Source organism: Sporosarcina sp. SAFN-010 (genome assembly GCF_059415065.1).
Genome location: NZ_JBPFDS010000014.1, coordinates 14,188 through 40,695 on the forward strand (window position 1 = coordinate 14,188; position 26,508 = coordinate 40,695).

The following is a 26,508-nucleotide window of genomic DNA, read 5'->3' on the forward strand; positions in this document are numbered from 1 at the left end:
TTCTCACTCCATTACGATGCCCATCATGCTCAATGGTTCACCGAGTTGATTGACCGCATCTGCTAATTGTTTTGTATCTTCTTTTGTTAACTCTTCGTAGGAAATATAACCGCCGTTTCCATCTTCGTGTTTTGCAAGAAGTCCATTCAATGTTGAGAATTTATTCGTTAAGTCTGTCGCAAGTTGCGCATCCTTTTGTTTGATGACCGCTTCGAAAATATGGAAGATTTCTTCTGCACCTTCAACATTTGCTTTGAAATCGTATAGATCGGTGTGAGAAAAGATTTCTTCTTCACCCGTAATTTTTGATGTCGAGACTTCGTTTAACAAGTCAACTGCTCCTGTAATCATTAGGTCCGCACCGACTTCAACCGTTTCGACACGTGCACGCAGTTCTTTTGCATCTTTCAACAACTGATCCGCAATGTCTTCGTAGCCCTCTGTTGTATTGTCCACCCATAGACCGTATTCGATCTTATGGTAACCAGACCATTGTTCTTCACCTTGACCTTCGTCTTCCAAGTCAGCAAGACGTGCGTCAATACGAGGATCGAGGTCCCCGAAACTTTCTGCAATCGGCTCGGAACGTTCAAAGTACATACGGGCAAGGGGATAGATTGCTTTTGCGTCTTCAAGTCTACCTTCTTTTACCGCACTAACAAATTTGTCTGTTTCCACAACAAACTGGTCCATTTGCTCCAAAGCAAATTGTTTATATGCGTCCGTTTCTTGTTGAAGATCCGTTGTAGCTACAGCTTCTGCTGATTCTTTCTCAGTTGTTGCTTTATCGGAACCGCATCCAGAGAGGATGAGACCTGTTGCGAGTAATGAAGCGAGCAAGGCATGTGATTTCATAAGATAGTTTCCTACTTTCCGTCTTTTTCTCAATGATAATCATTATCAGCATGTTGAGTCAACTGTTTTTTGTATGAAGGGTTGGCAATTCCATGTCATTTTACCATTGATCAAAAATAAATTATGACGGGTTACGGTGTGGAATCTCAATGTCTCACTGAAATTGTAAGATAATGGCTGTTGTATAAAGAGTTTATCCGTCATACAATAAGGGAACAGATGTTCTTAGGAGGAGTCATACATGAACCAACTGCCTGAACGTAAAATTATTTGCATTGACATGCGTAGCTTTTACGCGAGTTGTGCAGCCGCCATTGAAGGACTGGATGTAATGGAAACGCCAATCGCGATTATTGGGAACAAAGAGCGAAAAGGAGGCGTTGTGTTGGCAGCATCCCCTCCGCTCAAAAAACGTTTTGGCATTAAGACAGGGATGCGTCTTTTTGAAATCCCGGATGATCCCTCCATACAACTAATTGAACCCAAGATGGAGTTTTATATAAAGGTTTCGATGGAGATCACTCATTTGTTGAACCAATATGTCCCAAAAGAAGCCATTCACGTGTATAGCATAGATGAAAGTTTTGTTGACTTAGATGGAACGGAGAAACTTTGGGGACCCGCAAGAGAAACCGTTGCACGCATTCAGGATGATTTACTTCGCCAATTCCAACTGCAATCCGCATGTGGGATGGGGCCAAACATGCTGTTGTCTAAACTTGCACTGGATTTGGAAGCGAAGAAAACTGGGTTTGCTCACTGGGGCTACGAGGATGTGCCAACGAAATTATGGCCTATCGCACCGCTTAGTGAAATGTGGGGGATTGGAAGAAGAACTGAACACACGTTAAATGAAATGGGTATTTACTCCGTTGGTGATTTGGCGCACGCGTCCCTAGTCCAGCTGGAAGAGAAGTTCGGTGTTATGGGGAATCAGCTTTACCACCATGCACACGGGATTGATTTGTCTGATCTCGGGGCTCCTCTAATTGAGGGGCAAGTCAGCTACGGTAAAGGGCAAATTCTTTTCCGGGATTATTGTCGCCGTGAGGATGTGCTTGCCGTGGTGCTCGAAATGTGTGAAGACGTCGCAATGCGTGCTCGCACTGCAAGGCGTGCCGGCCGGACGGTTCACTTATCTGTTGGCTACTCTAAAAATGCGTTAGGTGGCGGGTTTAGCCGTTCCAAATCCCTTGTAGAAGAGACGAACGATACGATGAAAATTTACAAACTCTGTACAGAACTGTTCGATACATTTCACGATGGACGCCCCGTCCGCCAACTGTCGCTAAGTTTGTCCAATCTAGTTGAGGAGCATTCGATGCAACTAAGCTTGTTTGACCAGCATAAATGGAAGAAACGAAAGCTTGGTGAGACGGTGGATGAACTCCGCAGTAAATACGGATCAGCTGCCGTTTTACGTGCTGTATCGTATACCGATGCAGGGACAGCACGCCATCGAGCGGGGCTGATTGGTGGACATGTGAAATGACGGAAGGAGACAATACGATGTTACGAGATCGCGGAAAGATTAAATGGACGGCGCTGATGCTACCGGAACACGTCGAGCGATTGCGCGCATGGCAAGCAGAAGATGCAGTCCAGGTGCGGAGCGAACCTGACGAACAGCAACTGGAGGAGTGGAATTACATCATCGCTGCCGCCATGGAAACTCATCGAGCCATCACCATCACGCATTGGCAAACCGGTAAACCCGCGTCCAATGACTTTTACGTTCATTGTCTAGAACCAGAAAGAAAGCAGTTACGCGTTGTGACGATTGATGGGGTGGCACGCATTCTTTCGCTTCTCGATATTGAAACTATTTCTGAAATCGGATAATTCGAAACAAATACTATCCGATTGGTGTAAGAATCTGCTAAACTATTCAAAGTCCTATTATAGATTGGCAGGGGAATCCATTGAACGTACTCACTCAGCTTGGCTGGTTTTTTAAACAGCGTAAAAAGCATTATGCAATTGGAATTGCAGCACTTGTACTCGTTTCTATTTTGCAGCTACTGCCGCCAAAAATCATCGGGTATATCGTCGATGACATTACGAAAGGAACGTTAACTGCCAACCAGATGATGAAATGGTTGGTTATCCTTGCGATTGCAGGGGTCGCAATGTATGTGTTCCGCTATCTTTGGCGGGTCATGATTTTCGGTTCGTCGATTGTACTTGCACGGACAATCCGCAAGCAATTATTCGATCATTTTTTAAAGATGTCCCCGGCTTTTTATCAAAAACGTCGAGTAGGCAACTTAATGGCGCACGCCACCAATGACGTGAGTGCGGTTCAGCAAACTGCAGGCATGGGCGTGTTAACCCTATTCGATTCGATTTTAACAGGTGGATTCGTCATCTTGACGATGGCATTGACGATTAACTGGAAATTGACGCTTATTGCCCTTATTCCGATTCCACTCATGATTGTGTTAACAAGTTTTTATGGCAAATTGCTGCGTCGTCATTTCCGGACTGCTCAAGAAGCATTCTCCAGCATGAACGATAAGACACAAGAGAGCATCTCCGGTGTGAAAGTTATTAAAACGTTTGGACAGCAAAAAGAGGACATCGAAGATTTCAGACAATTATCGGATGAAGTCGTGGAGAAAAACATGCGGGTTGCCCGTGTAGACGCTTTATTCGACCCGACAATTGGTGCGATTTTTGCAGTTTCTTCTATTATTTCGTTTATATTCGGTGCTCGTTTTATCCTCGCTGGCGAAATGAGTGTAGGGGATATGGTCGCATTTAGCACGTATCTGGGATTGTTGACATGGCCAATGCTTGCATTTGGATTTCTGTTCAATATTGTGGAACGAGGCAATGCTTCGTATACACGAATCCGGGAATTGCTGTCTGTCGATCCTGAAGTGGTCGATGTGAAAGGTGCAATTGATGAACGACCAAGAGGGGATCTTTCTGTCGACATTGAAGCCTTTACGTTCCCCGGAGATCCGAAACCCGCACTTTCAGATGTCCACTTCACGTTGAGGCAAGGTGAAACACTCGGAATCGTAGGGAAAACTGGTTCCGGAAAAACAGCTATTTTGAAACTGTTGCTACGAGAGTTTGACGACTATGATGGTGTCATTTCATACGGAGGACATTCCATCCATCAATATAAACAACAACGGCTCCGTGAATCCATTGGCTATGTCCCACAAGATCATTTCCTATTTTCAACAACATTGGCGGAAAATATCGCCTTTACGAATCCGACGGTTCCGACAGAAGAAATTCATAATGCCGCGCGACTTGCACATATCCATGATGACATAGAAGGGTTCGCAGAGGGGTATCGAACGATTGTAGGGGAGCGCGGAGTGTCGTTATCCGGGGGACAAAAACAACGAATCTCGATTGCCCGTGCCTTACTCATGCAACCGGAGTTACTTATTTTAGACGATTCTCTTTCGGCAGTGGATGCAAAGACAGAAGAAGCCATTCTTCGTTCACTGAAAGAAACGCGTAGTGGGGAAACGACAATCATTACATCACATCGGTTGAGCGCTATTCAACATGCGCACCAAATAATTGTCATGGATAAAGGTACAATTGCAGAGTCCGGTACCCATGCAGAATTAATGGAGTTGGACGGAAAATACAAAGAAATGTACGACTTACAACAACTCGAAGCGTCTGTAGAACAAGGGGGTGAGGCATAATGGCAGAAGTGAAACAAACAAAATTGTCAGCTCGTGGACAATGGGAAGTATTCGTCCGGCTTCTCCAATACTTGAAACCTCACAAAATGTCGATTGCGTTTGCGCTGCTACTCCTTGCACTCACGATTACAGGCAGTATCGTGAGTCCGCTCCTGATTCAATCATTCATCGATAATCATCTCGTACCCTTGAATTTCGAGCGAGCGAGTGTCATCCGATTACTCGTTACGTATGTCGCAATTCAGGTGACGGTTGTTGTGATTTCCTATTTCCAGTCACTTCGCTTTCAAAGAATTGCGCTTAAGATTATCCAGCAAATACGAATCGATGCGTTCACTAAAGTACAAGGACTCGGAATGCGTTATTTCGATAAAACACCGGCGGGTGCAATTGTTTCGCGTGTGACGAACGATACGGAAGCGATCAAGGAAATGTTCGTGAGCGTTGTCGTCACATTCTTGCAGGCGATTTTCGGAGTCATTGGCGTCTACATTGCGCTGTTTTCACTAGATGCGAAACTGGCGCTGTATTCTATGGTCTTGTTACCCTTATTCATTGCTCTAATATCAGTCTATCGTCACTACAGCGCTGATTTTTATCAAGATATCCGAGAACGGCTTAGTCAATTAAATGGCAAGATATCCGAGTCACTCTCAGGAATGGGTATGATCCAAGCATTCCGCCAAGAAAAGCGGCTAGCGGATGAATTCGAATCGATCAACGATGGACACTATCGGGCTGGCATCCGGAACATCAAGTTCGACAGTATTCTACTAGGACCGTTCATTGACTTGCTATATGCTGCAGCGGTCGTCTGTACGCTTGCATACTTCGGTTTCACGTCACTTTCAACGGCAGTCGACGTAGGGGTAATTTATGCATTTACGACCTTGCTTAGCCGCCTGTTCCAACCCGTACAGCAAGTGATGAACCGGATGTCTATTTTCCAGCAGGCGCTCGTTTCTGCATCGCGCGTTTTCACACTCATTGACGAACCGGACATGGAACCTGTTCAACAAGTGAAAAAGGACACAAAGATTACAGAAGGAACTATTAGCTTTGCAGGCATCACATTTAGCTATGATGGCAAAACGGATGTATTAAAAGACATTTCGTTTACCGCCAATGCTGGAGAGACTGTTGCACTCGTCGGACATACAGGCAGTGGGAAAAGTTCAATCATCAACTTACTTATGCGCTTTTATGAGTACGAGCACGGTTCTATTACCATTGACGGACGTTCCTTAAAGTCCTATCCAATGGAGGAATTGCGTAACAAAGTCGGCCTCGTCCTTCAAGATCCGTTCATGTTTTATGGCGATGTTGAAAGTAATATTCGCCTGCATAACGAATCGATGACATCCGAAGAAGTCCGGGCGGCATCAGAGTTTGTACAAGCGAATAAATTCATTGAACAATTAGAAGGGAACTATGCGCACAAAGTGATGGAGCGCGGAGCCACATTGTCGAGTGGACAGCGACAGCTCATTGCATTTGCACGCACGATGGCAGTGGATCCGAAAATCCTTGTGCTGGATGAAGCGACCGCCAATATCGATACCGAAACGGAAATCGCAATCCAAGCTAGCCTGCAAAAGATGCGGAAAGGGCGGACGACGATTGCCATTGCACACCGTCTTAGTACGATTCAAGATGCAGAGCTGATTTTAGTATTGCATAAGGGAGAGATTGCTGAACGAGGAACCCATCAGCAACTTCTCAGCATGAAGGGGCTCTATTATAAGATGTATCAGCTACAAAATGGTCAGCCTGCCTAATATCCTAACTCAAGAGACAATTCCTTGAGCAGCTTCGACGCAAAATTAAAGCGATTAGATACAGGGAGTACCTTCCGTCTTTTGGGATGTCTTAGTCGGCAACCAGTAACAAGACTCAAGGTACTTCCTTTTGTTATGTTTTCAGAACCCTTGTATTTAAGAATGAAATTAACGTTATTAGAATTCGAACCTATTTGAATGCAACCCGAAAAATATAGTAGAAAGAAAGTGTTATTCCCCATTTAGCTGTTTCATCGTAAACCATGATCTATAAAAATCTATTAGAGGTACTTCCTTGACCGATTATCACTTGAGTAGTAAATTGATGATATAGGAGGTTCCTATTACATGAAAAAAAATACTCGTGGTTCACTTATTTGGTTAAGGTTGGTGCGATTTACACATCAAAGCAATTTACTATCAAATGAATTTTTGAAGCAGTTTGATTTAACAACCGCTCAGTTTGATGTGATGATTCAAATCTCAACATATGGACCTTTAACACAAAGAGAACTTGCAGAAAAAGTAACGGTAACGCAAGGTGGAATTTCCCGCATGCTAGCACGTCTTGAAAAAGAACAATTAATCCATCGTAAACAGGAATGGAAGACGAAAACCATTTCTTTAACATCCAAAGGACAGGAGAAACTAGACCTTGCATTTGAGGCACAACTGGCATTTCAATCTTCGTTCTTTGAGGACTGCTTAACAGAGAAAGAACAAAAAACACTACTCGATCTTATTTCTCGAGTGCAAAAAAACGGGGAACAAAAAATTCAAAGGAACGAATGAATTTTTTGTTCTATCACTTGACTAGTTAACTGAAAGGGGAAGAAAGAGAATGTATACCATTCCAGGACATCACCATTTGTCGATGATTACAAAAAGTGCTACACAAAACAATTTGTTTTTCAGTAAAATCTTAGGACTTCGTCGGGTTAAAATGACCGTCAATCAAGATGATCCATCCATGTATCACTTGTTTTATGGGGACAAGACAGGTAGCCCAGGAACTGAATTATCTTTTTTTGAAATGCCGTTTGCCGGTCGCACTTACCGGGGGACAAATGCGATTACACAAATCGGATTGCTCGTCTCTTCTGAAGAAAGTTTAATTTATTGGAAACAGCGATTTGAAAAATATAATGTTTCCCATGGTGAAATAACTACGTATGCTCATCGTCCTGCTTTGCACTTTGAAGATTCGGAAGGATTGCGCATGGTTCTGCTTGCTTCAAACAATGAAAAGTTAGTGCACTGGAAAGCATGGGAAGAATCAGAAGTACCTATAGAACACCAGATTCAAGGAATGGGTTCAGTAGAAATAACAGTCCGTCGATTGGACAAAATCGCAAGTACCTTAACTGATGTTTTTGGCTATACAGAGGTGTCACGAGCGGAAGATGTAGCCATCTTTCAATCAGTAAGCGGAGAAGTTTTTGGAGAAATTGTAGTGAAACTTTTAGATGGCCCTACTGAAAAACCAGGTCGAGGAAGTATTCATCATTTGGCCATTCGTGTAAAAGACGGAACTGAATTAGCCTTTTGGGAAGAAAAAGTACGTTCACGCGGATTCCATTCTTCAGGCATTATCGATCGTTTTTATTTTCAAAGCTTGTATTTCCGAGAGTCGAATGGAATTTTATTCGAAATTGCGACAGATGGTCCTGGATTTACAATCGATTCTGATATCGCAACGCTCGGTTTAAAATTGGATTTGCCTCCATTTTTAGAAAGTCAACGGGACGAAATTGAAGCAAATTTAAAACCATTGGAGGATAAATAAATGAAGAAATATAGAATAGATGCAACAAAAGGGATGGAATTCGGATTGTATTCATTGGGTGATCATATCCTCAATCCTTTGACAGGTAGCCGCATCTCAGCTCAGCAACGAATACAGGAACTTGTCGAGGTAAGTCAATTAGCTGAACAAGCCGGTATTGACGTGTTCGGTGTAGGGGAAAGTCATCAGAAGTATTTTGCATCACAGGCCCATACGGTAATTTTAGGAGCAATTGCGCAAGCTACTCAGAAAATAAAAATCACCAGTTCTGCTACTGTGCTGAGTGTCTTAGATCCTGTACGAGTATACGAAGATTTTTCTACAATTGATTTACTGTCTGACGGTCGTGCTGAAATTGTTGCAGGACGCGGTTCGCGAGTAGGTGCCTATCAATTATTAGGGGTTGACTTGCAAGATTACGAAGACATATTTGAAGAAAAGTTAGAGCTTCTTAAGCAGATTAATGAAGAGGAACGTATCACTTGGAAAGGAAATTACCGGGCACCTCTACAAAACGCAGAAATTCTTCCACAACCTAAAGACGGATCCCTTCCAATTTGGCGGGCTGTCGGAGGACCACCTGCAAGTGCCATTAAAGCAGGGCATATGGGGATTCCAATGATTCTCACTACATTAGGTGGCCCCGCAATGAATTTTAAACATTCTGTAGATGCATACAGACAGGCAGCAGAAAATAATGGATTTGATGCACAAAGCTTACCAATTGGAACAACAAGCTTATTCTATGTAGCAGATACGAACAACGAAGCCTTGCAAGGTATGTATCCACATCTTAATACCGGATTCCAGGCAATTCGAGGATCCGGTTATCCAAAACAACAATTTGCTCAGTCAACAGATTATCGTGATGCAATGATGGTTGGAAGTAAAGAACTAATTATCGAAAAGTTGCTATACCAACACGAACTTTACGGAATGCAACGATTTATGGCGCAAATTGACTTTGGCGGTGTACCATTCGATAAAATCATGAAAAATATCGAAATGATTGGAAATGACATTATCCCAGCAATTAAGAAACACACTCGAGAAAAAGGAGAATGACGTCATGAAAATAGTAATAATTTCCGGATCGATTGTAGGCACAAAAACAAAAACAGCCATGCTGAAAACTGAAGAAATTTTCCTACAGAAATACCCGGAACACGATGTACAACTATTGGATTTAGCTGATTACCAAATAGAGTATAGTGATGGGCGCAACTATATTGATTACGAAGGAGACACCAAATACGTAACTGAAACAATCATGAATGCGGATGCACTGATTATTGGTACACCAGTATTTCAAGCGTCTATTCCCGCTACACTTAAAAATATTTTTGATTTACTTCCTATTCATGCATTCCGTGACAAGGTGGCTGGTATTGTCGTCACTGCAGGTACAGCAAAACATTATTTAATGGTTGAGCAACAATTGAAACCAATTTTGGCTTATATGAAAGCACAAATTGTGCCAACCTATGTTTTTATTGAAGAACAAGATTTCTTACGTAAAGAAATTAGTAATGATGATATTATTTTTCGTTTAGATCGCCTTGCAGAAGATACGATATCAACCTTTGAAGCATTTGAAGCAATTCGAATAAAAAAAGATGAAGCCTATGGTTTTTAGTTTTTAATAAGGAGCATCCTGAGATGAAATACAGCCAGCTTCAGTAAACCAAACGTTAGAACAAGTTATACGTTGGAAAATGGTATTAAGAACAACACACATTAATACCAAGTGATAAAAGAACTTGCGAACACACGAAAAATGCAATGCAAACCAGTCATTCGGTTTGCATTGCTTTTTTCGTATACATACTTGGCTTATATAGACACAGGGACTTGAGTGTCAAGATTGTCGATTTTCGAACCTTGGCTCATGTCAAAAATCAAACAAAATACCACCATAAATACCCTATGCTAACTCAATAATATAAAACGAGCGAAAGCCCATTTTGATTGATAATCCTTTCAAACTCGCTGCTAATCGCATAAAATTATCATTGTACGTACTCGACCCAAAGGTGGCATGTTTCTATTTTTGAATACAATTCAAATGTACATTAGCCCATGCATTTTTCACAAGACGTAATAAATAATTAGAAGAAGCCATGCAGCCTCCCTAGTCCAATATTTATCAAATGATTGCAGGAGTACTGTAAAAAGATAGGGGATGTGTGAACCGTGAAACAAAATAAATATGATAATCCAAGTTTCTTTTCTGCATATGAACAAATGCCAAGATCCGTTAAAGGTCTTGAAGCGGCTGGAGAGTGGCATATATTAAAAGCACTAATACCGAAACTAGAGGGTAAAAATGTACTCGATTTAGGTTGCGGTTTTGGTTGGCATTGCCGCTATGCACGTGAGCAACATGCAAGTTGTGTTACGGGTGTAGATATATCTGAAAAAATGATTCAAAGAGCCCGTGAAATGACAAATGATCCTTCAATCTCGTATATAAGAGGACCAATTGAAGACGTTGATTTTTCAAACTCTCAATTTGATGTAGTTATCAGTTCGCTAGCTTTTCACTACATTAAGTCGTTTAAGCCAATCTGTGAAAAAGTTTATGACTGCCTAAAGCCTGGCGGGACTTTTGTTTTCTCGGTTGAACATCCAATTTTTACTTCTCGAAGTGAACAAGATTGGCACCTTGATGAACTGGGAAACCGTGTACATTGGCCAGTAGATAACTACCAAATAGAAGGAGTACGTGATACAACCTTCTTAACCGAGAATGTTACAAAATACCATCGCATGATTTCAACTTATATGAATGACTTAACTGACACTGGCTTTATGATAAAGAAAGTAAACGAATCCGTTCCTTCCGATGAAATGTTAAAAAAGACTCCTGAAATGCAAGATGAGAACCGCAGACCTATGTTTTTATTACTATCAGTAGAGAAATAAAATGGAAGGTGGAATCAACCGTATCATTTCTCCATGATTGCCTCAAATTAAATCTAGCAATGAATTTCACCTACGTTTCTCGATTGGTTGAAGGCCATTACCTAATATGAATCGTTACTATTACCTTGTTGGTATCGGTGTTAAGCAAACACCCCCAACTCCTCTTAATTTCTTTTTAGAGCTTTAATTGGTAAATTCCAAGCTCTGTGGAACTCACTGTGTGCAATGTGTCATAAACTGTTCACAGACAAAATGTACGTATTCGTGGACGCATTCTGATACGATGGATAGGAAAAAGAAAAAAATTAAAGGGGGAAGTTCCTTGGCAACAGATGTGAACGTATTCCTTGCATTCGGCGCGGGCTTTTTAAGTTTCGTCTCCCCGTGTGTTTTGCCGCTTTACCCAGCGTTCATTTCCTATATAACGGGAATGTCGATTGAAGACTTGCGCTCAGATAAGAAACGGATGAGCCGAAACGGAATGTTACATACGCTATTTTTCCTTCTTGGATTTTCCATTGTCTTTATCTTCCTTGGATTCGGATCTTCATTTATCGGCCGATTCTTTATCGAGTACATGGATCTTCTTCGGCAAGTAGGTGCCATTTTCATCGTATTATTCGGTTTAATGGTAGTTGGAATTTTCACACCGAAGTTTTTAATGCAAGAACACAAATTACAATTTAAAAATCGACCGTCCGGCTACTTAGGTTCTGCACTCATCGGGCTTGCGTTTTCAGCAGGCTGGCAGCCGTGTATGGGACCAATTATTGGAGCTATCATTGGACTTGCAGCTGCTAATCCAGGTTCTAGTATGCTGTACATGATGACCTACGTCCTTGGATTCGCGATTCCATTCTTCGTGCTCTCATTCTTCGTAACACGGCTTGGATGGATCCGTAAACACAACCAGAAGATCATGCGCATTGGCGGAGCCTTTATGATCGTCTTCGGTATCGTATTATTCTTTGACGGCATGACGTACTTAATCAGCTTACTCAGTCCGATTTTTGGGGATTTCCAAGGTTTTTGACCATCAAGGAGGATTGAACAATGAACGAAGTTATGTCTTTTAAAGCATGGCAAGAACTTTTAACACAACAAGAAGCGATGCTATTATTCGTGAAAACAGATCATTGTTCTGTATGTGATGGGCTGTATCCACAAGTGGAAGTGCTTACTGAACAGTATCCATTTCCTTTCTATTATGTGAATGTCGCAAAAGTGCCGGAAATGGCAGGGCAGCTTTCTCTGTTTACAGCGCCTGTGGTACTGTTATTCAAGCAAGGAAAAGAAACAGCTCGGTTTGCACGATTTGTTCCGATGGAGCAACTTCACAAACGGTTGGAGGAACTGAAGGAGGCGACGGACAGATGAGTCAACTGCAGGAACTGATTGATACGGTTTTCACTAAGATTCCGTCTGTCTATTTAATTATCGGCTCAACTGTTGTATTTTTCTTCATGGGAGTCTTAGGGTTCATCGTCCGTTCTAAAGCAGCCGAACGCCCGATTTCACCGATACGTATTGTGCTACCACCGCTGTTCATGTCTTCGGGGATGCTTATGTTTTTGTTTACACAATTCCAAGTTCCACGGAGTCAGGTGTTTGAAGCAGCAGCTGTAGGACTGCTCTTTTCAACGATTTTGATTGCAACGACAAGTTTTGAGCAGAAAAATGGTCTATTGTTCGTCAAGCGTTCAAAAGCATTCATCGTCATTTTGGCGAGCTTACTTATCTTCCGTCTGGTGGCTAAACTGATCCTCAGTAGCTCCATCGACGTGGGGGAACTCGCTGGTATGTTCTTCATCCTTGCATTTGCGATGATTGTCCCTTGGCGTATCGGTATGCTCATTAAATATAACAACCTAAAAAAAAGAGAGAGACTCACGGTCAAATGACCAGGTCTCTCTCTTTTTGCGTTAAAAAAGGTGCTCATATGGTGTCATGTCGACATCCATAGTCGTGAGTTTCTTGCGTAAAAATTTGTGGTCGCGTTTCGGCGTCGCCACGATGTACCCTCGTATGATGTGATCGAATTCGATCGTCTTCGCACGCTCATCTAAAGCGATTTGGCCAATACGACCGGCAATCTTCTGTTTTGCAACTGGACGGAATAGCTCGGGAACCGGCTGAACGAGCTCATTCAACAGCCCCTTCGCTTCTTTATTCCATAGGTGAAGCGAACGATCCACATAGTACTCTTCCCAGTCCAATGTCGACTTGCCATCTTCCTTCGGGAACACTTTAAGGAACTTGCGGAACATGAAAAATCCACCTATCGCAAACAAACCGATTAAGACAATACACCAAAATACAATAAACCAGATAAACCAGCCCGGCATAATACGTTCACCTCTTTAAGACTCTCTATGCTATCAATTGTACCCGTAAACTTAAAAACTTTCACGAACATTGTATCCTTTTCTGCAAGTTTCGTCTATCTAGACTGTGAAAGGAGGGGAACGCACATGGCAGCAGTACTCGAGTTTCAAACAGCAGTCGGCAAGATTTTCTTCAATGCAGGCTCAACACCCGATGGACGTCTGATCCGCAAGTCAAAGAGCTATCGTTTCGTCGAACAAAATGCAACACCGGCTAACTTACAGCTGGCACTGGCATCACTTGGACAACTTTCATCAATGACCGTCATGTCTTATGAAAAAATCGTCACATCCGAAATCACAGACTAACTAACCGAAAAGGAGGAATTCACAAATGGCACTCACACTTCAACTCGTATTCAAGAAGTCAGATGGAAAGGATTTTGTCTTAACAGTCGACGAACCACGTCCAGGGATTACACCTACGGAAGTCCAAACCGCAATGGAGCAAATTATTGCTTCCGGTGTCTTTAAAAAAGACGGAGACGTTCTCACGGCTGTGAAAAGCGCCCGAATTATCGATCGCTCGACGAACGATCTAATCAGCAGCAAATAATAAGAAAAAAGTTGGTAAGCCGGTCCCTTGTCAGCTGACAGGGACCGGCTTTTAAAAACTTTAAGGCACGACTTTCTGTTGTTCACAGCACAGAATCTACATTTAAAGGAGGCGAATGTGATGGAACAAACGATGGGGTTCATCCAAGAGGTCGGCTTTCCGGTTTTTGTATCCTTCTACCTGCTCCACCGCCTGGAAGTGAAGCTCGAAGCGATTCATGGGGCTCTTGTTACGCTAAAAGTGAAGTAGTTTTCACATAACCGACAAACAAATGCCAAACAACGAGAATTTCCTCGCTTGTTTGGCGTTCGTGTGTCCGATATGATAAGGTAAACAATAGAGTTTGGGGGAAGTGTAATGAAGAAGAAAGCATTAGTTTTTGGCGTAATCATGATGGCACTTGTATTGAGTGCGTGCTCAGGTGGATTTAAAGCAGATCATCATTATAGCATCGCGCCATTCGAATTCACGAACCAAAACAACGAAAAGGTCTCATTAGATGATTTGAAAGGTGAAATTTGGCTAGCACAGTTTGTCTTCACCACCTGTACGAGTGTCTGTCCACCAATGATGTCCAATATGGCGGAACTCCAAGAAAAGTTAATCGATAAAGGGATTGAAGACTACAAAATTGTATCCTTCAGTGTAGACCCAGATGTCGATACACCCGAAAAACTAGGTGAATACTTGGAAGCTTTCAGTGTTCCGGATTCATCGAAATGGGAAATGCTCACAGGCTACAAGATGGAAGACATTAGCGATCTAGCCGTAAAGTCCTTTAAAATGCCAGTGATTGATGATCCGAATTCAGATCAGGTAATTCACGGATCTCGTTTTGGATTGGTCGATAAAGAAGGAAAAGTCGTTAAATCTTATACAGGCAATGAAGATGTTCCCTTTGATACTATTGTAAAAGACATGAAAGCCCTTAGCAAACAAGACTAAACCGCAGAGAGAGGAGAGGGACGAGTGAAAAAAAAGAAACGCAGCTTAACCGCGAAAGCTAAAATCTTAGTAATCGCGCTGCTTATTCCTGTTTCCATCGTCCTCTTCACTCTGACTGCGATTATCTGGACAAGCCTCCGGCACCCTGAAGTCATAAAAAAATCCGCCAGCACGTTGATGGATTTGTCAGATCGACATGGTGGGTTGACCATTCCAGATGAGTATATACCCATTTATAAAGCAGCAGCAGAAGAGTATGACGTTCCGTGGACGCTACTTGCTGCACACCATCGGGTGGAAACACGTTTTTCTACTATGAAAACAATGGTTTCTCCGACTGGGGCAGAAGGGCACATGCAATTCATGCCTTGTACGTTTGTCGGCTGGGGCTATCCTGGCTGTAAGGATTTAGGAAAAGGAAATATTCCCGAAGAGGATAAGACCAACCCTGATATTATTGCAAAATATGGAGGATATGGGGTAGATGGAAATGGTGATGGAATTGCCGATCCTTACAACTTGGAAGATGCCATCTTTAGCGCCGCTAACTACCTAGCACAAAGCGGGGCGGCAGATGGACAAATAGAGAAGGCCATTTTCCACTACAACCATAGTGATAAATACGTAGAAGACGTACTTTGGTTTTTTGATGAATACGAAGCACAACAAACTCAGAAAGCCCAAAAGTAAAAGGACTCCGCAATTGCGAAGTCCTTTTTTGTTATGCTGCTTTACGCATAGCTTTCATAATTAGGCTGACAATAAAGACAAGAATGACAGCACCTAGAATCGCTGGTACGAGATAGAAATCCGAAACTTTAGGTCCCCAAGAGCCGAGTAGCATTCCGCCAACCCATGCACCTACGATACCTGCAATAATGTTACCAATAATTCCGCCTGGGATATCTTTCCCTAAAATAAGGCCAGCAAGCCAACCGATAATTCCGCCGATGATTAAGAACCAAATGAAACTCATTTGAAATCCTCTCCTTTTTTTAATATAGTATGTCTGTTCTAGTAAGTATAATAACCGTAAATGACCTACTTGAAACATATTAACTGCAAATGTTCATACTAAATGATCGGATTTCGCAAAAACTTATCGAATAATGGTGGCACCGAGTGTGTTTTCAAAATGACGCATTGCCCACTCATGTCCAACAGTGTCAAAACTTGCAACACCATGCTCATGGATTGCCATGGTAAATCCTTTATTGTAAGCATCTACAGAAGTATGCAAAATGCAAATATCTGTACATACGCCTACTAAGTGGATTTCTTGAATACCACGAGCACGTAACCAAATTTCAAGTTCTGTTCCTGCGAATGCACTGTATCGGGTTTTATCCATCCAGTGGATCGATTTTCGGTTGTCTTCATATAGTTGTTTTAATGATCCAAACGGTTCTCTTCCAGCAGTTCCACGTAGGTTATGTGGAGGGAATAGACGTGATTCCGGGTGATACGGATCGTTTTCGTCATGAACGTCCACTGCAAAGACAACAGCTTCATCTTGGTCGATAAACTCCTTGGTCAATTGCTCGATATACCCTTCTAGTGCAATTCCGGGTGCCCCACACGTCAATGCTCCATCTTCTGCTACAAAATCTTCAGTGTAGTCAATAACCAGTAACGCTTTCTTCACATCCAGCACGTCCTCTCCATATTCTGATTCCATTATGCACAGACTGGCAAAAATATGCACCTAATCGTCTTTTATACTATCTATCGTGTTTCCTTATGGATTACTATAAATTTAATGTAATTTACTTATAGACTTTGCTGTTATATGATGGAGTAGAGAAAAGATGCTTATTTATAGAGCCTTTTCAGTACGTAAAGGAGGAATTCAGCAATGACAAAGAGCAATTTTCACAACAGCCGCTCCTCGTTTGATCTGAACGGTAAAAAGTATAACTACTACCGCATTGGAGCGATTGAAGAAGCGGGTATTGCAAAGGTCTCAAGATTGCCTTACTCGATCAAAGTACTATTAGAATCTGTCCTGCGCCAACACGACGGATATGTCATCCAAGACAATCATGTAAACAACCTGGCAAAATGGGGCAAGGACGCTGATGCGGATGCGGAAGTACCATTCAAACCATCACGCGTTATCTTGCAAGACTTCACTGGTGTACCAGTTGTTGTCGATTTGGCATCTCTTCGTTCTGCAATGGCAGAAATGGGTGGAGATCCGGATAAGATCAACCCCGAAATTCCTGTAGACCTCGTTATTGACCACTCGGTTCAAGTTGACAGCTACGGAACATCAGATGCTCTACAGAAAAACATGGAACTCGAATTTGAACGTAATGCTGAGCGTTACCAGTTCTTGAGCTGGGCACAAAAAGCATACGACAACTATCGTGCGGTTCCACCAGCAACTGGTATCGTTCACCAAGTTAACCTTGAGTACTTGGCGAGTGTTGTCCATGCAATCGAAAACGAAGATGGATCATTCGAAACGTATCCAGATACGTTAGTCGGAACAGACTCCCACACAACAATGATTAACGGAATCGGCGTACTCGGATGGGGCGTTGGCGGAATTGAAGCTGAAGCAGGAATGCTTGGACAGCCTTCTTACTTCCCAATTCCACAAGTTATCGGTGTTAAGTTGACTGGTGAACTTCCAAACGGAACAACTGCAACTGACCTCGCACTAAAAGTGACGCAAACATTGCGTGCACATGGTGTAGTTGGTAAGTTTGTTGAGTTCTTTGGACCAGGCGTACCACAATTACCACTTGCTGACCGTGCAACGATCGCTAACATGGCACCTGAATACGGCGCAACATGTGGATTCTTCCCAGTTGATGAAGAATCACTCAACTATATGCGTCTAACAGGCCGCGATGCGGATCATATCGCTGTCGTGAAAAAGTACTTGCAAGAAAACGACATGTTCTTCACAACGGACAAAGAAGACCCAATCTACACTGAAGTCATCGAAATCGATTTGACTGAAGTAGAAGCGAACCTTGCTGGACCTAAACGTCCACAAGACATGATTCCACTTTCTGACATGAAGCGTGAATTCAATGATGCAGTTGTCGCACCTGAAGGCAACCAAGGATTCGGACTTACGCCGAAAGAAATGAAGAAGAGTGGCACAATCGAGTTCGCAAATGGTACGAAAATGGAGATGAAAACGGGCGATCTAGCGATTGCAGCGATCACTTCATGTACGAATACATCGAATCCATACGTAATGCTCGGTGCTGGACTCGTCGCTCAAAAAGCGGTTGAGCTTGGGTTAACACCACCTGCATACGTGAAAACTTCACTTGCACCAGGTTCAAAAGTTGTTACAGGTTACTTGCAAGACTCTGGTCTTGATAAGTACCTCGACCAAATCGGATTCAACACAGTTGGATACGGATGTACAACATGTATCGGTAACTCTGGTCCATTGCTTCCAGAAATCGAGAAGACAATTGGCGAAAACGACTTGCTCGTTTCATCTGTTCTCTCGGGTAACCGTAACTTTGAAGGACGAATCCATCCTTACGTGAAAGCGAACTACTTGGCTTCACCGCCACTAGTTGTTGCGTATGCACTCGCTGGAACAGTGGATATCGACTTCAAAAAAGAACCAATCGGTAAATCTAAAGACGGCAAAGACGTATTCTTCAAAGACATCTGGCCATCAACAGAAGAAGTAAAGGCAATGATCGAGAAAACGGTCACTCCTGAACTCTTCCGCAAAGAATATGCACGCGTATTCTCTGAAAACGAAGCGTGGAATGCAATCGAAACAACTGACGATGCATTGTATGATTTCGATGAGAACTCAACATATATTCAAAACCCACCATTCTTCGAGGGTCTTTCAAAAGAGCCTGAAGATATCGGTGCATTGAATGACTTGCGAGTTGTTGGTAAATTTGGCGACTCCATTACGACGGACCACATTTCACCAGCTGGAGCAATCGGTAAAGATACACCTGCAGGCCTCTACCTACGTGCAAACGGCGTAGAGCCACGTTTCTTCAACTCATATGGTTCACGTCGTGGTAACCACGAAGTAATGATGCGTGGTACGTTTGCGAATATCCGTATCCGTAACCAAATCGCAAAAGGTACAGAAGGTGGCTACACAACTTACTGGCCAAACAAAGAAATCATGCCAATCTATGACGCTTGCATGAAGTACCAAGAACAAGGTACTGGACTTGCGATCATTGCTGGTAAAGATTATGGAATGGGCTCTTCACGTGACTGGGCTGCTAAAGGGACATCTCTTCTTGGCATCAAGACAGTCATCGCAGAAAGCTACGAGCGGATTCACCGTTCAAACCTTGTGATGATGGGTGTTCTTCCACTTCAGTTCGTTAACGGACAAAGTGCAGCATCTCTTGGATTAACAGGAGAAGAAGCAATCAGCGTGAATATCGCTGAAGGCGTTAAGCCACGCGACATCTTGAAAGTGACTGCTACTGCTGCAGATGGCACTGTAACGGAATTCGATGCGCTCGCGCGTTTCGATTCAGAAGTCGAAATCGACTACTACCGTCACGGCGGCATTCTTCAAATGGTACTTCGCAACAAGATGTTAGAAAAGTAATACCCAAAACCCCTCTTGCTGATTCATTTCAGTAAGAGGGGTTTTTTCGATTCGTTAAGACTGCTATTTTTAGTCGGTTTTTGTATAATTGTCTAGGTAGAAGAGGTGACAGGACATGTTTATCAGCGAGAAGGAAATTGAAATTCGATATGCAGAGACCGACCAGATGGGCGTTGTCTATCATGCGAATTATTTAGTTTGGATGGAAATCGGACGAACTCAGCTCATCGAGGATCTCGGATTCACGTATGCAGGGCTCGAAGCCGACGGGTATTTATCGCCCGTCACAGATCTATCCATCAAGTACAAGGCAGCAATGCGGTATGGCGGGACAGCTACTGTACGTACATGGATTGAATCCCATGGAAAGTTACGCACAACCTATGGCTATGAAATCTTGCATGCTGATGGGAAAGTGGCGGCGACTGCGACCTCGGAACACGTAGTTGTACGAAAAGACACATTCCGACCGGTTTCGCTACGGAAAATAGACCCCGTGTGGGATGCAAAGTATGTCGAAATCGCAAAAAGAGTCGATTGATCGGAGAAAAAGGCTTCCTGGAATGCTCAGGAAGCCTTTTTCTATGGGGATGTGGCGGTGGGGAAGCATAAAGTGATCATAAATTTGTGATTCTGCTCATATATCCCAGAATGTGATCATAACCCCGCGATTCCGCTCATAAATCCCGAATTGTGATCATAAATCCGCGATTCTGCTCATATATCCCAGAATGTGATCATAACCCCGCGATTCCGCTCATAAATCCCAAATTGTGATCATAACTCAGCCATTCCGCTCATAAATCTCAGAATGTGATCATAACCCCGCCATTCCGCTCATAAACTTCAGAATGTGATCATAACTCCACAAATCCCACTCCCATATCAAATCACTCACCAATCATAACCACAAAAAAACACCTCGCAGTCCTAATCGAGGTGTTTGAAAAGTAACAAATGCCGTTGACAAGCCATCAAGAACATATGTACGAGCTATTAAAATATGTTATACTTAATGATGTACTAGAATAGCACGAGCTCATAGGCGGTTCGCAGATCTGCAATCCCAATTTCCTGAAAGAAACGTATCAGGAAACGGGAGGAGGTGATGCGTATGACACCATTTGAAGCACTGAGTCTCATGATCGGCTTTGGAAGTCTGATCGTGGCCATTCTTGCTTTGTCATATACTTTTTCAAGAAAAAAGTAAACCGCCCATGAGCCTCCAAGCAATGGAGCGGTTTACTTCGCACTATGCGATTCGCCTTTGAAGCGAACGCTATTCTATTACAAGGCCGAGAAGATCATCACATCTTCTTGGTCTTTTTACAATATCCATTTTTCAAGACTATTATACCAAAAGAAGAATTGTCTGTCTAGTTAGGCGAAACAACGAGTCATCCATTTCACTTACTCCGACTTCACATAGTCGTACTGCAATTCTCCAAGATCTTCATTCACACCAACCTGCAAATCATGCCCATCAAAGTACCACAGATCACGAGTTTCGATGTAGTAGCGGACATCATCCAAAATGGTTTCTACAGCCACTTCATCCGGTTGTTCACGGATAACACCTAATGAAAATCCTTCATGCAGCGGGCTGCTACCGCCGTACCTTGCGAAAAATCGTATGGAATCCCCAGCTTCAACGTCCATTTCTTCATCAAACCACTGAGTTGCTTCGTTTGAAATGCGTATATTCATATTTGAAAACCCGCCTTCCTATGATGCCTTTGATTATATTACAACCAATTCACTTTTGGCTCGGTTCCTGCTTTGATCCGTGCTATATTTGCCCTGTGGCGGTAGAAGATGAACACGCCCATCAAGACAATCACCAACTCCAAATAGATATCCCCTGTAATGAAATAATAAATAATCCCATAAATTGCACCCATCACTGCGACAATCATCGACGTGAGCGAGACCATCTTTGTAATTTTCAGCGCAAGCAAGAAAGTGAGTATGGCCAACACAAATATCGGCCAACTGTAACCAAGTAATACACCGCCTGAAGTTGCAACGGCTTTACCGCCTTTAAACTTCGCAAAAACAGGGTACATATGACCAATCACAGCCACGACACCCACGATTAACGAGTGAACGTGTGTAACGGCAAAATAGGGTAGAGATACTAGCAATACAGCAGCTGTTCCCTTTAAAATATCAAACACAGTAACAGCAATTCCGGCTTTTTTGCCGAGAACACGAAATGTATTAGTCGCTCCCATATTTCCGCTGCCGTGTTCTCGGATATCTGTTTTATAAAACAGTTTTCCAATCCAAAGCGCAGATGGGATAGAGCCGATTAAATATGCGAGTACCAGTAATAAAATGATTTCCATGACATGCCCCTTCGTGAAAAATTATGTATCTCTTTCATTTTAGCAGAACCGGTACTGAACGACAATTGCGGATAAATCTGATGAGGCCAGTCATTGCAATAAAAGGCTTTCTTCTATACAATTATTTAAGCAAAGCGCTGACGTGTCTTGTTGACATGATAAAAATGGCGACGTATCATTAGATAAATAAGAACATTTGTTTGATGGAGGTTTCATCTTGACGAAACAAAAAGAATTGAATGTGTATAATGATGATTCAATCCAAGTGCTTGAAGGCTTGGAAGCAGTACGTAAACGGCCGGGTATGTATATCGGTTCGACGGATGCAAGAGGATTGCATCACCTCGTATTTGAAATCGTAGATAATGCGGTGGATGAAGCACTAAGTGGATTCGGATCTGAAATAAATGTCACGATCCACTCTGACAACAGCATTAGCGTACGAGATTACGGACGAGGCATGCCAACAGGTACCCATAAAACAGGGAAACCTACAACAGAAATTATATTGACTGTCTTACACGCTGGCGGTAAGTTCGGCCAAGGTGGCTATAAAACGAGTGGTGGGCTTCACGGTGTTGGTGCATCTGTCGTAAATGCACTTTCTGAATGGCTAGACGTCATTATTCACCGAGACGGGCAGATTTTCAAACAACGTTTTGAACACGGTGGAAAACCCGCGACAGGGCTTGAAGTCATCGGGAAAACGAAGGAAACCGGTACGCTGATTCACTTCAAACCCGATCCGACGATTTTTTCAACGACTAAATATCAGTATGATATTCTCGCAGAACGGTTGCGAGAGTCCGCATTCCTGTTAAAAGGATTGAAGATTGTCTTAACAGAAGAAAGTACAGAAAAAACCGAGACATTTCATTATGAAACTGGCATTAAAGCCTTCGTTTCGTACTTGAATGAAGAAAAAGACACGCTTCATGAAGTCGCTTATCTTGAAGGCGAGACCGATGGACTTGAAGTGGAGTTTGCGTTCCAATTTAACGATGGCTATTCAGAGACCATCCTTTCGTTTGTTAACAACGTCCGTACAAAAGATGGCGGAACACACGAAACCGGAGCAAAAACGGCCATGACCCGTGTATTCAATGAATATGCGAGGAAAACGGGTTTATTAAAAGAAAAAGACAAAAATTTGGATGGCTCTGATATCCGGGAAGGAATCGCAGCCATCGTTTCTGTGCGGATTCCTGAAGAAATTTTGCAGTTTGAAGGACAAACAAAAGGCAAGCTCGGGACAAGTGAAGCACGAACTATCACAGATGCTGTCATTTCACAGCATTTGCTATATTTCTTAGAAGAAAACGCGGAATTGAGCGCAAACCTGATCCGCAAGGCTGTACGTGCACACCAGGCGCGCGAGGCCGCTCGTAAAGCGCGGGAAGACGCGCGTTCAGGTAAGAAGCGAAAGAAAGGCGACACACTCCTTTCCGGCAAGCTCACGCCTGCTCAATCTAGAAATGCAAAAAAGAACGAATTGTACCTTGTCGAGGGTGATTCTGCTGGCGGTTCTGCTAAGCAAGGGCGCGATCGGACATTCCAAGCAATCTTGCCGTTACGTGGTAAGGTCATCAACACGGAAAAAGCGAAACTCGAAGACATTATGAAAAACGAGGAAATCAATACAATCATCCATGCTATTGGTGCGGGTGTTGGTGCTGATTTCACGATTGAAGACGCAGCATACGACAAAGTCATTATTATGACCGATGCTGATACAGATGGCGCGCACATCCAGGTACTGCTATTGACGTTCTTCTACCGCTATATGAAACCGCTAATTGAAGCTGGTAAAGTATTCATAGCTTTACCTCCACTTTATAAAGTGTCTAAAGGAATCGGTAAAAAAGAAAAAGTCGAGTATGCATGGACAGAACGTGATCTTGGCGCTGCTACGAACAAAATCGGTAAAGGCTATATGCTTCAGCGCTATAAAGGTTTAGGAGAGATGAACGCAGGACAGTTATGGGATACGACCATGAATCCTGATACACGGACACTCATCCGAGTTACGATTGAAGATGGTGCCCAGTCTGAGCGAAGAGTCACAACATTGATGGGAGACAAAGTTGAACCCCGTCGCCGTTGGATTGAAAGCAATGTTGACTTCAGCCTGGAAGAAGGAAGCACCATATTAGAGAACGAATTCCTGCATGTTGAGGAGGAAGTGGAATGACCGCAACAGAACGCTTTCAGGACCTCCCGTTAGAGGAAGTCATCGGCGATCGTTTTGGCCGATACAGTAAATATATTATTCAAGATCGCGCATTACCTGATGCAAGGGACGGTTTAAAACCTGTACAACGACGTATTTTGTACGCAATGTACAATGAAGGCAACACACACGAAAAAGCGTTCCGTAAATCCGCCAAAACGGTCGGTAACGTAATCGGTAACTACCATCCTCACGGAGATACATCCGTATACGAAGCAATGGTACGGATGAGTCAGGACTGGAAATTGCGTCATATGATGATTGAAATGCATGGTAATAACGGTTCAGTTGACGGCGATTCAGCCGCTGCGATGCGTTATACAGAAGCACGACTGTCATCGATTGCAGGTGAAATGTTACGGGATCTCAACAAAGAGACTGTGGATTTCATCCCAAACTTTGACGATACCGAGCCGGAACCAACTGTGTTGCCTGCACGTTTCCCCAACTTGCTCGTCAATGGATCTACAGGGATTTCAGCAGGATATGCAACCGACATCCCACCGCATGCATTGCATGAAGCGATTGATGCAGTCCTTATGAGAATGGACAACCCAGAAGCGACAGTCGATGAACTGATGACTGTTCTAAAAGGGCCAGATTTCCCAACAGGCGGAATCATCCAAGGTACAGATGGCATCAAAGCTGCATATGAAACGGGAAAAGGACGGGTCATTGTCCGTTCCAAAACTGAAATTGAACAGTTGAAAGCTGGTAAATCTCAGATTGTCATCACGGAAATCCCTTATGACGTCAACAAAGCCAATCTTGTGAAAAAGATGGATGAACTACGCGTTGATCGTAAGCTTGATGGGATTGCTGAAGTACGCGACGAATCTGACCGTACCGGACTCCGTATTGTTATTGAACTTAAAAAAGACATTGATGGCGAGCCGATTTTGAAATACATGTTGAAAAACTCCGACCTCCAAGTCGCATATAATTTCAATATGGTCGCGATTTCAGATAGACGTCCAAAGCTGATGTCTTTAGCGATGCTTCTTGATGCGTATATCGAGCATCAGAAAGAAGTCGTCACTCGACGTTCTGAGTACGATGTGCGCAAAGCTAAAGATCGTCTACATATCGTAGAAGGTTTGATGAAAGCCTTATCTATTTTGGATGAGGTCATTCAGACAATACGTAGCTCGAATGACAAACGTGACGCGAAGAACAATTTGATCACTCGATTTGAATTCTCAGAAATTCAAGCCGAAGCGATTGTTTCCTTGCAGCTCTATCGTCTGACAAATACAGATATCACAGAGTTGAAACAAGAACAAGACGAGTTGCGTAAGCTGGTTGAAGATCTCAACGCGATTTTAAACAGCCCAGCTAAGCTATCTCGTTTGATCCAGAAAGAATTACACGATGTCCGCAAGCGTTTCGCAGAACCTCGGAATTCTGTCATCGAAGAAAAGATCGAAGAATTGAAAGTCGATCTTGATATTCTGATTCCTAGTGAGGAAGTAGTCGTTTCTGTCACAAAAGAGGGCTATGTGAAGCGAACAGGATTGCGTTCTTATGGAGCATCTAATGGTGCAGGGATGGCTATGAAAGAGTCCGACTATCCTATACTCGAGCGTACGATGAATACACAGCATCACTTGTTGTTGTTCACGTCACTTGGGAACTATATTTATCAACCAGTTCATGAGTTGCCAGATATTAAATGGCGGGACCTTGGGCAGCATATTTCAAGTATTGTATCGCTTGAGCCGAGTGAATCGATTGTGGCGGCGATTGGCCTGGAGCAATTCGATGACATTCACTCCATATTGACAGTGACAGCTAACGGATTTGTGAAACTATCCAAATTAGCTGACTTCCACGTTCAACGCTATGGACGTGCATACAAAGGCATGAACGTTAAAAAGGGCGACAGACTACTAGATGCTCGAATCGTAAAAGGCAGTGAAGATGCAGTCCTAGTGACGCATCAGGCATACATTTTACGTTTCCCACTCAGTGATGTCGGTACGACTGGCGTTCGAACGGGCGGCGTGAAAGGTATCAACTTAAAACCTGAAGACCAAGTCATTTCCATGGAAGTCATTACAGATAGTTCAGCATCAATTGTTGTTGCAACACAACGAGGTACCGTAAAACGCACGGCATTAAAAGAAATTGAAGTCGGTTCACGTGCACAACGTGGATTAATGATCTTAAAAGAGCTCAAGAAGAACCCATATCGAGTAATCGGTGCTAAGATCACGGGGTCTGCTGAAAAGCTTATACTTACAACAGTAAAAGATGTTAAAACTGAAATTGAGCCGAATAGCCTGAGATTGTCAGATCGTCAATCAAACGGAAGCGCAATGTCAGATGAGACGAAAAACGGGGCAGCGAGCCGGTTGTACTATGAACCTACCGCAAAAACCGATAAACCAACATCTAAATAACTGGAAATTGATGAAAAGCACACGAGATTCTGAGAATTCTCGTGTGCTTTTT

The 26,508-nt window shown here is 43.0% G+C and carries 28 protein-coding genes; 22 read left to right on the forward strand and 6 right to left on the reverse strand.

The annotated features are described in order from the left end of the window. Positions 1–3: 3 nt before the first annotated feature. Positions 4–855 carry an iron uptake system protein EfeO gene (gene efeO / locus ACR65F_RS14530; RefSeq protein ID WP_039043478.1) on the reverse strand — a complete coding sequence of 284 codons (852 nt, stop codon included), beginning with the start codon at positions 853–855 and terminating at the stop codon, positions 4–6. A gap of 241 nt (positions 856–1,096) precedes the next feature. Between efeO and ACR65F_RS14535 the strand changes: the two genes are divergently transcribed. From ACR65F_RS14535 to ACR65F_RS14590, 12 genes are all read left to right on the forward strand, one after another. Further along, positions 1,097–2,347 carry a Y-family DNA polymerase gene (locus ACR65F_RS14535; RefSeq protein WP_039043479.1) on the forward strand — a complete coding sequence of 417 codons (1,251 nt, stop codon included), beginning with the start codon at positions 1,097–1,099 and terminating at the stop codon, positions 2,345–2,347. Positions 2,348–2,403: 56 nt separating this feature from the next. Continuing rightward, a complete protein-coding gene (locus tag ACR65F_RS14540) occupies positions 2,404–2,697 on the forward strand; it encodes a YolD-like family protein (protein WP_231567265.1) in 294 nt (97 codons plus the stop codon). A gap of 80 nt (positions 2,698–2,777) precedes the next feature. Continuing rightward, complete coding sequence (locus ACR65F_RS14545; protein WP_039043480.1) at positions 2,778–4,532, forward strand: ABC transporter ATP-binding protein; 1,755 nt, start codon at positions 2,778–2,780, stop codon at positions 4,530–4,532. Beyond that, positions 4,532–6,310, forward strand: a complete 1,779-nt coding sequence (locus ACR65F_RS14550) for an ABC transporter ATP-binding protein (RefSeq protein ID WP_039043481.1) — start codon at positions 4,532–4,534, stop codon at positions 6,308–6,310. Before ACR65F_RS14545 ends, ACR65F_RS14550 begins: the two co-directional genes overlap by 1 nt. 348 nt (positions 6,311–6,658) lie before the next feature. Then, complete coding sequence (locus ACR65F_RS14555; protein ID WP_440504850.1) at positions 6,659–7,102, forward strand: MarR family winged helix-turn-helix transcriptional regulator; 444 nt, start codon at positions 6,659–6,661, stop codon at positions 7,100–7,102. A gap of 49 nt (positions 7,103–7,151) precedes the next feature. Further along, positions 7,152–8,096: a ring-cleaving dioxygenase gene (locus ACR65F_RS14560; RefSeq protein ID WP_440504851.1), complete on the forward strand. Its 945-nt coding sequence runs from the start codon at positions 7,152–7,154 to the stop codon at positions 8,094–8,096. Continuing rightward, a complete protein-coding gene (locus tag ACR65F_RS14565; protein WP_039043484.1) occupies positions 8,097–9,161 on the forward strand; it encodes an LLM class flavin-dependent oxidoreductase in 1,065 nt (354 codons plus the stop codon). 4 nt (positions 9,162–9,165) lie between these two features. Then, the gene (locus ACR65F_RS14570; protein WP_440504852.1) at positions 9,166–9,732 is read left to right on the forward strand and encodes an NADPH-dependent FMN reductase; all 567 of its coding nucleotides are present in this window, start codon (positions 9,166–9,168) and stop codon (positions 9,730–9,732) included. 557 nt (positions 9,733–10,289) lie between these two features. Continuing rightward, positions 10,290–11,021 carry a class I SAM-dependent methyltransferase gene (locus ACR65F_RS14575; RefSeq protein ID WP_039043486.1) on the forward strand — a complete coding sequence of 244 codons (732 nt, stop codon included), beginning with the start codon at positions 10,290–10,292 and terminating at the stop codon, positions 11,019–11,021. A gap of 322 nt (positions 11,022–11,343) precedes the next feature. Beyond that, positions 11,344–12,054 (forward strand): cytochrome c biogenesis CcdA family protein, encoded by a 711-nt coding sequence (locus ACR65F_RS14580; protein ID WP_039043487.1) that lies wholly within the window; start codon positions 11,344–11,346, stop codon positions 12,052–12,054. 20 nt (positions 12,055–12,074) lie between these two features. Further along, entirely contained in the window at positions 12,075–12,398 is a 324-nt protein-coding gene (locus ACR65F_RS14585; protein WP_039043488.1) for a thioredoxin family protein, read from the forward strand. Continuing rightward, positions 12,395–12,922, forward strand: a complete 528-nt coding sequence (locus tag ACR65F_RS14590; protein WP_039043489.1) for a CcdC family protein — start codon at positions 12,395–12,397, stop codon at positions 12,920–12,922. Before ACR65F_RS14585 ends, ACR65F_RS14590 begins: the two co-directional genes overlap by 4 nt. 21 nt (positions 12,923–12,943) lie before the next feature. Here ACR65F_RS14590 and ACR65F_RS14595 read toward each other — a convergent pair whose 3' ends face one another. Then, positions 12,944–13,366, reverse strand: a complete 423-nt coding sequence (locus tag ACR65F_RS14595; RefSeq protein WP_039043490.1) for a DUF2621 domain-containing protein — start codon at positions 13,364–13,366, stop codon at positions 12,944–12,946. Between the two features lie 126 nt (positions 13,367–13,492). Here ACR65F_RS14595 and ACR65F_RS14600 point away from each other — a divergent pair, with 126 nt between their 5' ends. The 5 genes from ACR65F_RS14600 (at position 13,493) to ACR65F_RS14620 (ending at position 15,596) form a co-directional block, all read left to right on the forward strand. After that, entirely contained in the window at positions 13,493–13,714 is a 222-nt protein-coding gene (locus ACR65F_RS14600) for a DUF1659 domain-containing protein (RefSeq protein WP_039043491.1), read from the forward strand. 25 nt (positions 13,715–13,739) lie between these two features. After that, the gene (locus tag ACR65F_RS14605) at positions 13,740–13,961 is read left to right on the forward strand and encodes a DUF2922 domain-containing protein (protein ID WP_039043492.1); all 222 of its coding nucleotides are present in this window, start codon (positions 13,740–13,742) and stop codon (positions 13,959–13,961) included. Positions 13,962–14,081: 120 nt separating this feature from the next. Further along, positions 14,082–14,210 carry a YvrJ family protein gene (locus tag ACR65F_RS14610; protein ID WP_081760206.1) on the forward strand — a complete coding sequence of 43 codons (129 nt, stop codon included), beginning with the start codon at positions 14,082–14,084 and terminating at the stop codon, positions 14,208–14,210. Between the two features lie 108 nt (positions 14,211–14,318). After that, a complete protein-coding gene (locus ACR65F_RS14615; protein ID WP_440504853.1) occupies positions 14,319–14,906 on the forward strand; it encodes an SCO family protein in 588 nt (195 codons plus the stop codon). Between the two features lie 24 nt (positions 14,907–14,930). Continuing rightward, positions 14,931–15,596 (forward strand): lytic transglycosylase domain-containing protein, encoded by a 666-nt coding sequence (locus ACR65F_RS14620; RefSeq protein WP_440504854.1) that lies wholly within the window; start codon positions 14,931–14,933, stop codon positions 15,594–15,596. Positions 15,597–15,627: 31 nt separating this feature from the next. On the opposite strand, the gene ACR65F_RS14625 is transcribed toward ACR65F_RS14620, so the two are convergent. Together ACR65F_RS14625 and ACR65F_RS14630 are read right to left on the reverse strand one after the other, a co-directional pair. Further along, positions 15,628–15,882 carry a GlsB/YeaQ/YmgE family stress response membrane protein gene (locus ACR65F_RS14625; protein ID WP_039043495.1) on the reverse strand — a complete coding sequence of 85 codons (255 nt, stop codon included), beginning with the start codon at positions 15,880–15,882 and terminating at the stop codon, positions 15,628–15,630. Between the two features lie 123 nt (positions 15,883–16,005). Next, positions 16,006–16,551: a cysteine hydrolase family protein gene (locus ACR65F_RS14630; RefSeq protein WP_039043572.1), complete on the reverse strand. Its 546-nt coding sequence runs from the start codon at positions 16,549–16,551 to the stop codon at positions 16,006–16,008. A gap of 210 nt (positions 16,552–16,761) precedes the next feature. On the opposite strand from ACR65F_RS14630, the gene acnA reads away from it, so the two are divergent. The 3 genes from acnA to ACR65F_RS14645 all read left to right on the forward strand — a co-directional run bounded on the left by acnA (position 16,762) and on the right by ACR65F_RS14645 (position 20,686). Further along, positions 16,762–19,476: an aconitate hydratase AcnA gene (gene acnA / locus ACR65F_RS14635; protein WP_440504855.1), complete on the forward strand. Its 2,715-nt coding sequence runs from the start codon at positions 16,762–16,764 to the stop codon at positions 19,474–19,476. Between the two features lie 115 nt (positions 19,477–19,591). After that, a complete protein-coding gene (locus ACR65F_RS14640) occupies positions 19,592–20,017 on the forward strand; it encodes an acyl-CoA thioesterase (RefSeq protein WP_440504856.1) in 426 nt (141 codons plus the stop codon). Between the two features lie 573 nt (positions 20,018–20,590). After that, positions 20,591–20,686: a putative holin-like toxin gene (locus tag ACR65F_RS14645; RefSeq protein WP_231567266.1), complete on the forward strand. Its 96-nt coding sequence runs from the start codon at positions 20,591–20,593 to the stop codon at positions 20,684–20,686. 200 nt (positions 20,687–20,886) lie between these two features. Here ACR65F_RS14645 and ACR65F_RS14650 read toward each other — a convergent pair whose 3' ends face one another. Beyond that, entirely contained in the window at positions 20,887–21,183 is a 297-nt protein-coding gene (locus ACR65F_RS14650; RefSeq protein WP_125102830.1) for a HesB/YadR/YfhF family protein, read from the reverse strand. Positions 21,184–21,221: 38 nt separating this feature from the next. After that, on the reverse strand, positions 21,222–21,824 hold the full coding sequence (gene plsY / locus ACR65F_RS14655; protein WP_440504857.1) for a glycerol-3-phosphate 1-O-acyltransferase PlsY: 603 nt from the start codon (positions 21,822–21,824) through the stop codon (positions 21,222–21,224). Positions 21,825–22,041: 217 nt separating this feature from the next. Here plsY and parE point away from each other — a divergent pair, with 217 nt between their 5' ends. Both parE and parC read left to right on the forward strand, forming a co-directional pair. Further along, a complete protein-coding gene (gene parE, locus ACR65F_RS14660; RefSeq protein ID WP_440504858.1) occupies positions 22,042–24,015 on the forward strand; it encodes a DNA topoisomerase IV subunit B in 1,974 nt (657 codons plus the stop codon). Continuing rightward, the gene (gene parC, locus ACR65F_RS14665) at positions 24,012–26,456 is read left to right on the forward strand and encodes a DNA topoisomerase IV subunit A (RefSeq protein WP_440504859.1); all 2,445 of its coding nucleotides are present in this window, start codon (positions 24,012–24,014) and stop codon (positions 26,454–26,456) included. The genes parE and parC overlap by 4 nt, the downstream gene beginning before the upstream one ends. The last annotated feature ends 52 nt before the right edge of the window (positions 26,457–26,508 follow it).

Excerpts from the sequence above, each read along its gene's own strand:
- efeO (WP_039043478.1), bottom strand. The coding sequence starts at position 855 with ATGAAATCACATGCCTTGCTCGCTTCATTACTCGCAACAGGTCTCATC.
- ACR65F_RS14535 (WP_039043479.1), top strand. The coding sequence starts at position 1,097 with ATGAACCAACTGCCTGAACGTAAAATTATTTGCATTGACATGCGTAGC.
- ACR65F_RS14540 (WP_231567265.1), top strand. The coding sequence starts at position 2,404 with ATGCTACCGGAACACGTCGAGCGATTGCGCGCATGGCAAGCAGAAGAT.
- ACR65F_RS14550 (WP_039043481.1), top strand. The coding sequence starts at position 4,532 with ATGGCAGAAGTGAAACAAACAAAATTGTCAGCTCGTGGACAATGGGAA.
- ACR65F_RS14555 (WP_440504850.1), top strand. The coding sequence starts at position 6,659 with ATGAAAAAAAATACTCGTGGTTCACTTATTTGGTTAAGGTTGGTGCGA.
- ACR65F_RS14560 (WP_440504851.1), top strand. The coding sequence starts at position 7,152 with ATGTATACCATTCCAGGACATCACCATTTGTCGATGATTACAAAAAGT.
- ACR65F_RS14565 (WP_039043484.1), top strand. The coding sequence starts at position 8,097 with ATGAAGAAATATAGAATAGATGCAACAAAAGGGATGGAATTCGGATTG.
- ACR65F_RS14570 (WP_440504852.1), top strand. The coding sequence starts at position 9,166 with ATGAAAATAGTAATAATTTCCGGATCGATTGTAGGCACAAAAACAAAA.
- ACR65F_RS14585 (WP_039043488.1), top strand. The coding sequence starts at position 12,075 with ATGAACGAAGTTATGTCTTTTAAAGCATGGCAAGAACTTTTAACACAA.
- ACR65F_RS14590 (WP_039043489.1), top strand. The coding sequence starts at position 12,395 with ATGAGTCAACTGCAGGAACTGATTGATACGGTTTTCACTAAGATTCCG.
- ACR65F_RS14595 (WP_039043490.1), bottom strand. The coding sequence starts at position 13,366 with ATGCCGGGCTGGTTTATCTGGTTTATTGTATTTTGGTGTATTGTCTTA.
- ACR65F_RS14600 (WP_039043491.1), top strand. The coding sequence starts at position 13,493 with ATGGCAGCAGTACTCGAGTTTCAAACAGCAGTCGGCAAGATTTTCTTC.
- ACR65F_RS14605 (WP_039043492.1), top strand. The coding sequence starts at position 13,740 with ATGGCACTCACACTTCAACTCGTATTCAAGAAGTCAGATGGAAAGGAT.
- ACR65F_RS14610 (WP_081760206.1), top strand. The coding sequence starts at position 14,082 with ATGGAACAAACGATGGGGTTCATCCAAGAGGTCGGCTTTCCGGTTTTT.
- ACR65F_RS14615 (WP_440504853.1), top strand. The coding sequence starts at position 14,319 with ATGAAGAAGAAAGCATTAGTTTTTGGCGTAATCATGATGGCACTTGTA.
- ACR65F_RS14625 (WP_039043495.1), bottom strand. The coding sequence starts at position 15,882 with ATGAGTTTCATTTGGTTCTTAATCATCGGCGGAATTATCGGTTGGCTT.
- acnA (WP_440504855.1), top strand. The coding sequence starts at position 16,762 with ATGACAAAGAGCAATTTTCACAACAGCCGCTCCTCGTTTGATCTGAAC.
- ACR65F_RS14640 (WP_440504856.1), top strand. The coding sequence starts at position 19,592 with ATGTTTATCAGCGAGAAGGAAATTGAAATTCGATATGCAGAGACCGAC.
- ACR65F_RS14645 (WP_231567266.1), top strand. The coding sequence starts at position 20,591 with ATGACACCATTTGAAGCACTGAGTCTCATGATCGGCTTTGGAAGTCTG.
- ACR65F_RS14650 (WP_125102830.1), bottom strand. The coding sequence starts at position 21,183 with ATGAATATACGCATTTCAAACGAAGCAACTCAGTGGTTTGATGAAGAA.
- plsY (WP_440504857.1), bottom strand. The coding sequence starts at position 21,824 with ATGGAAATCATTTTATTACTGGTACTCGCATATTTAATCGGCTCTATC.
- parC (WP_440504859.1), top strand. The coding sequence starts at position 24,012 with ATGACCGCAACAGAACGCTTTCAGGACCTCCCGTTAGAGGAAGTCATC.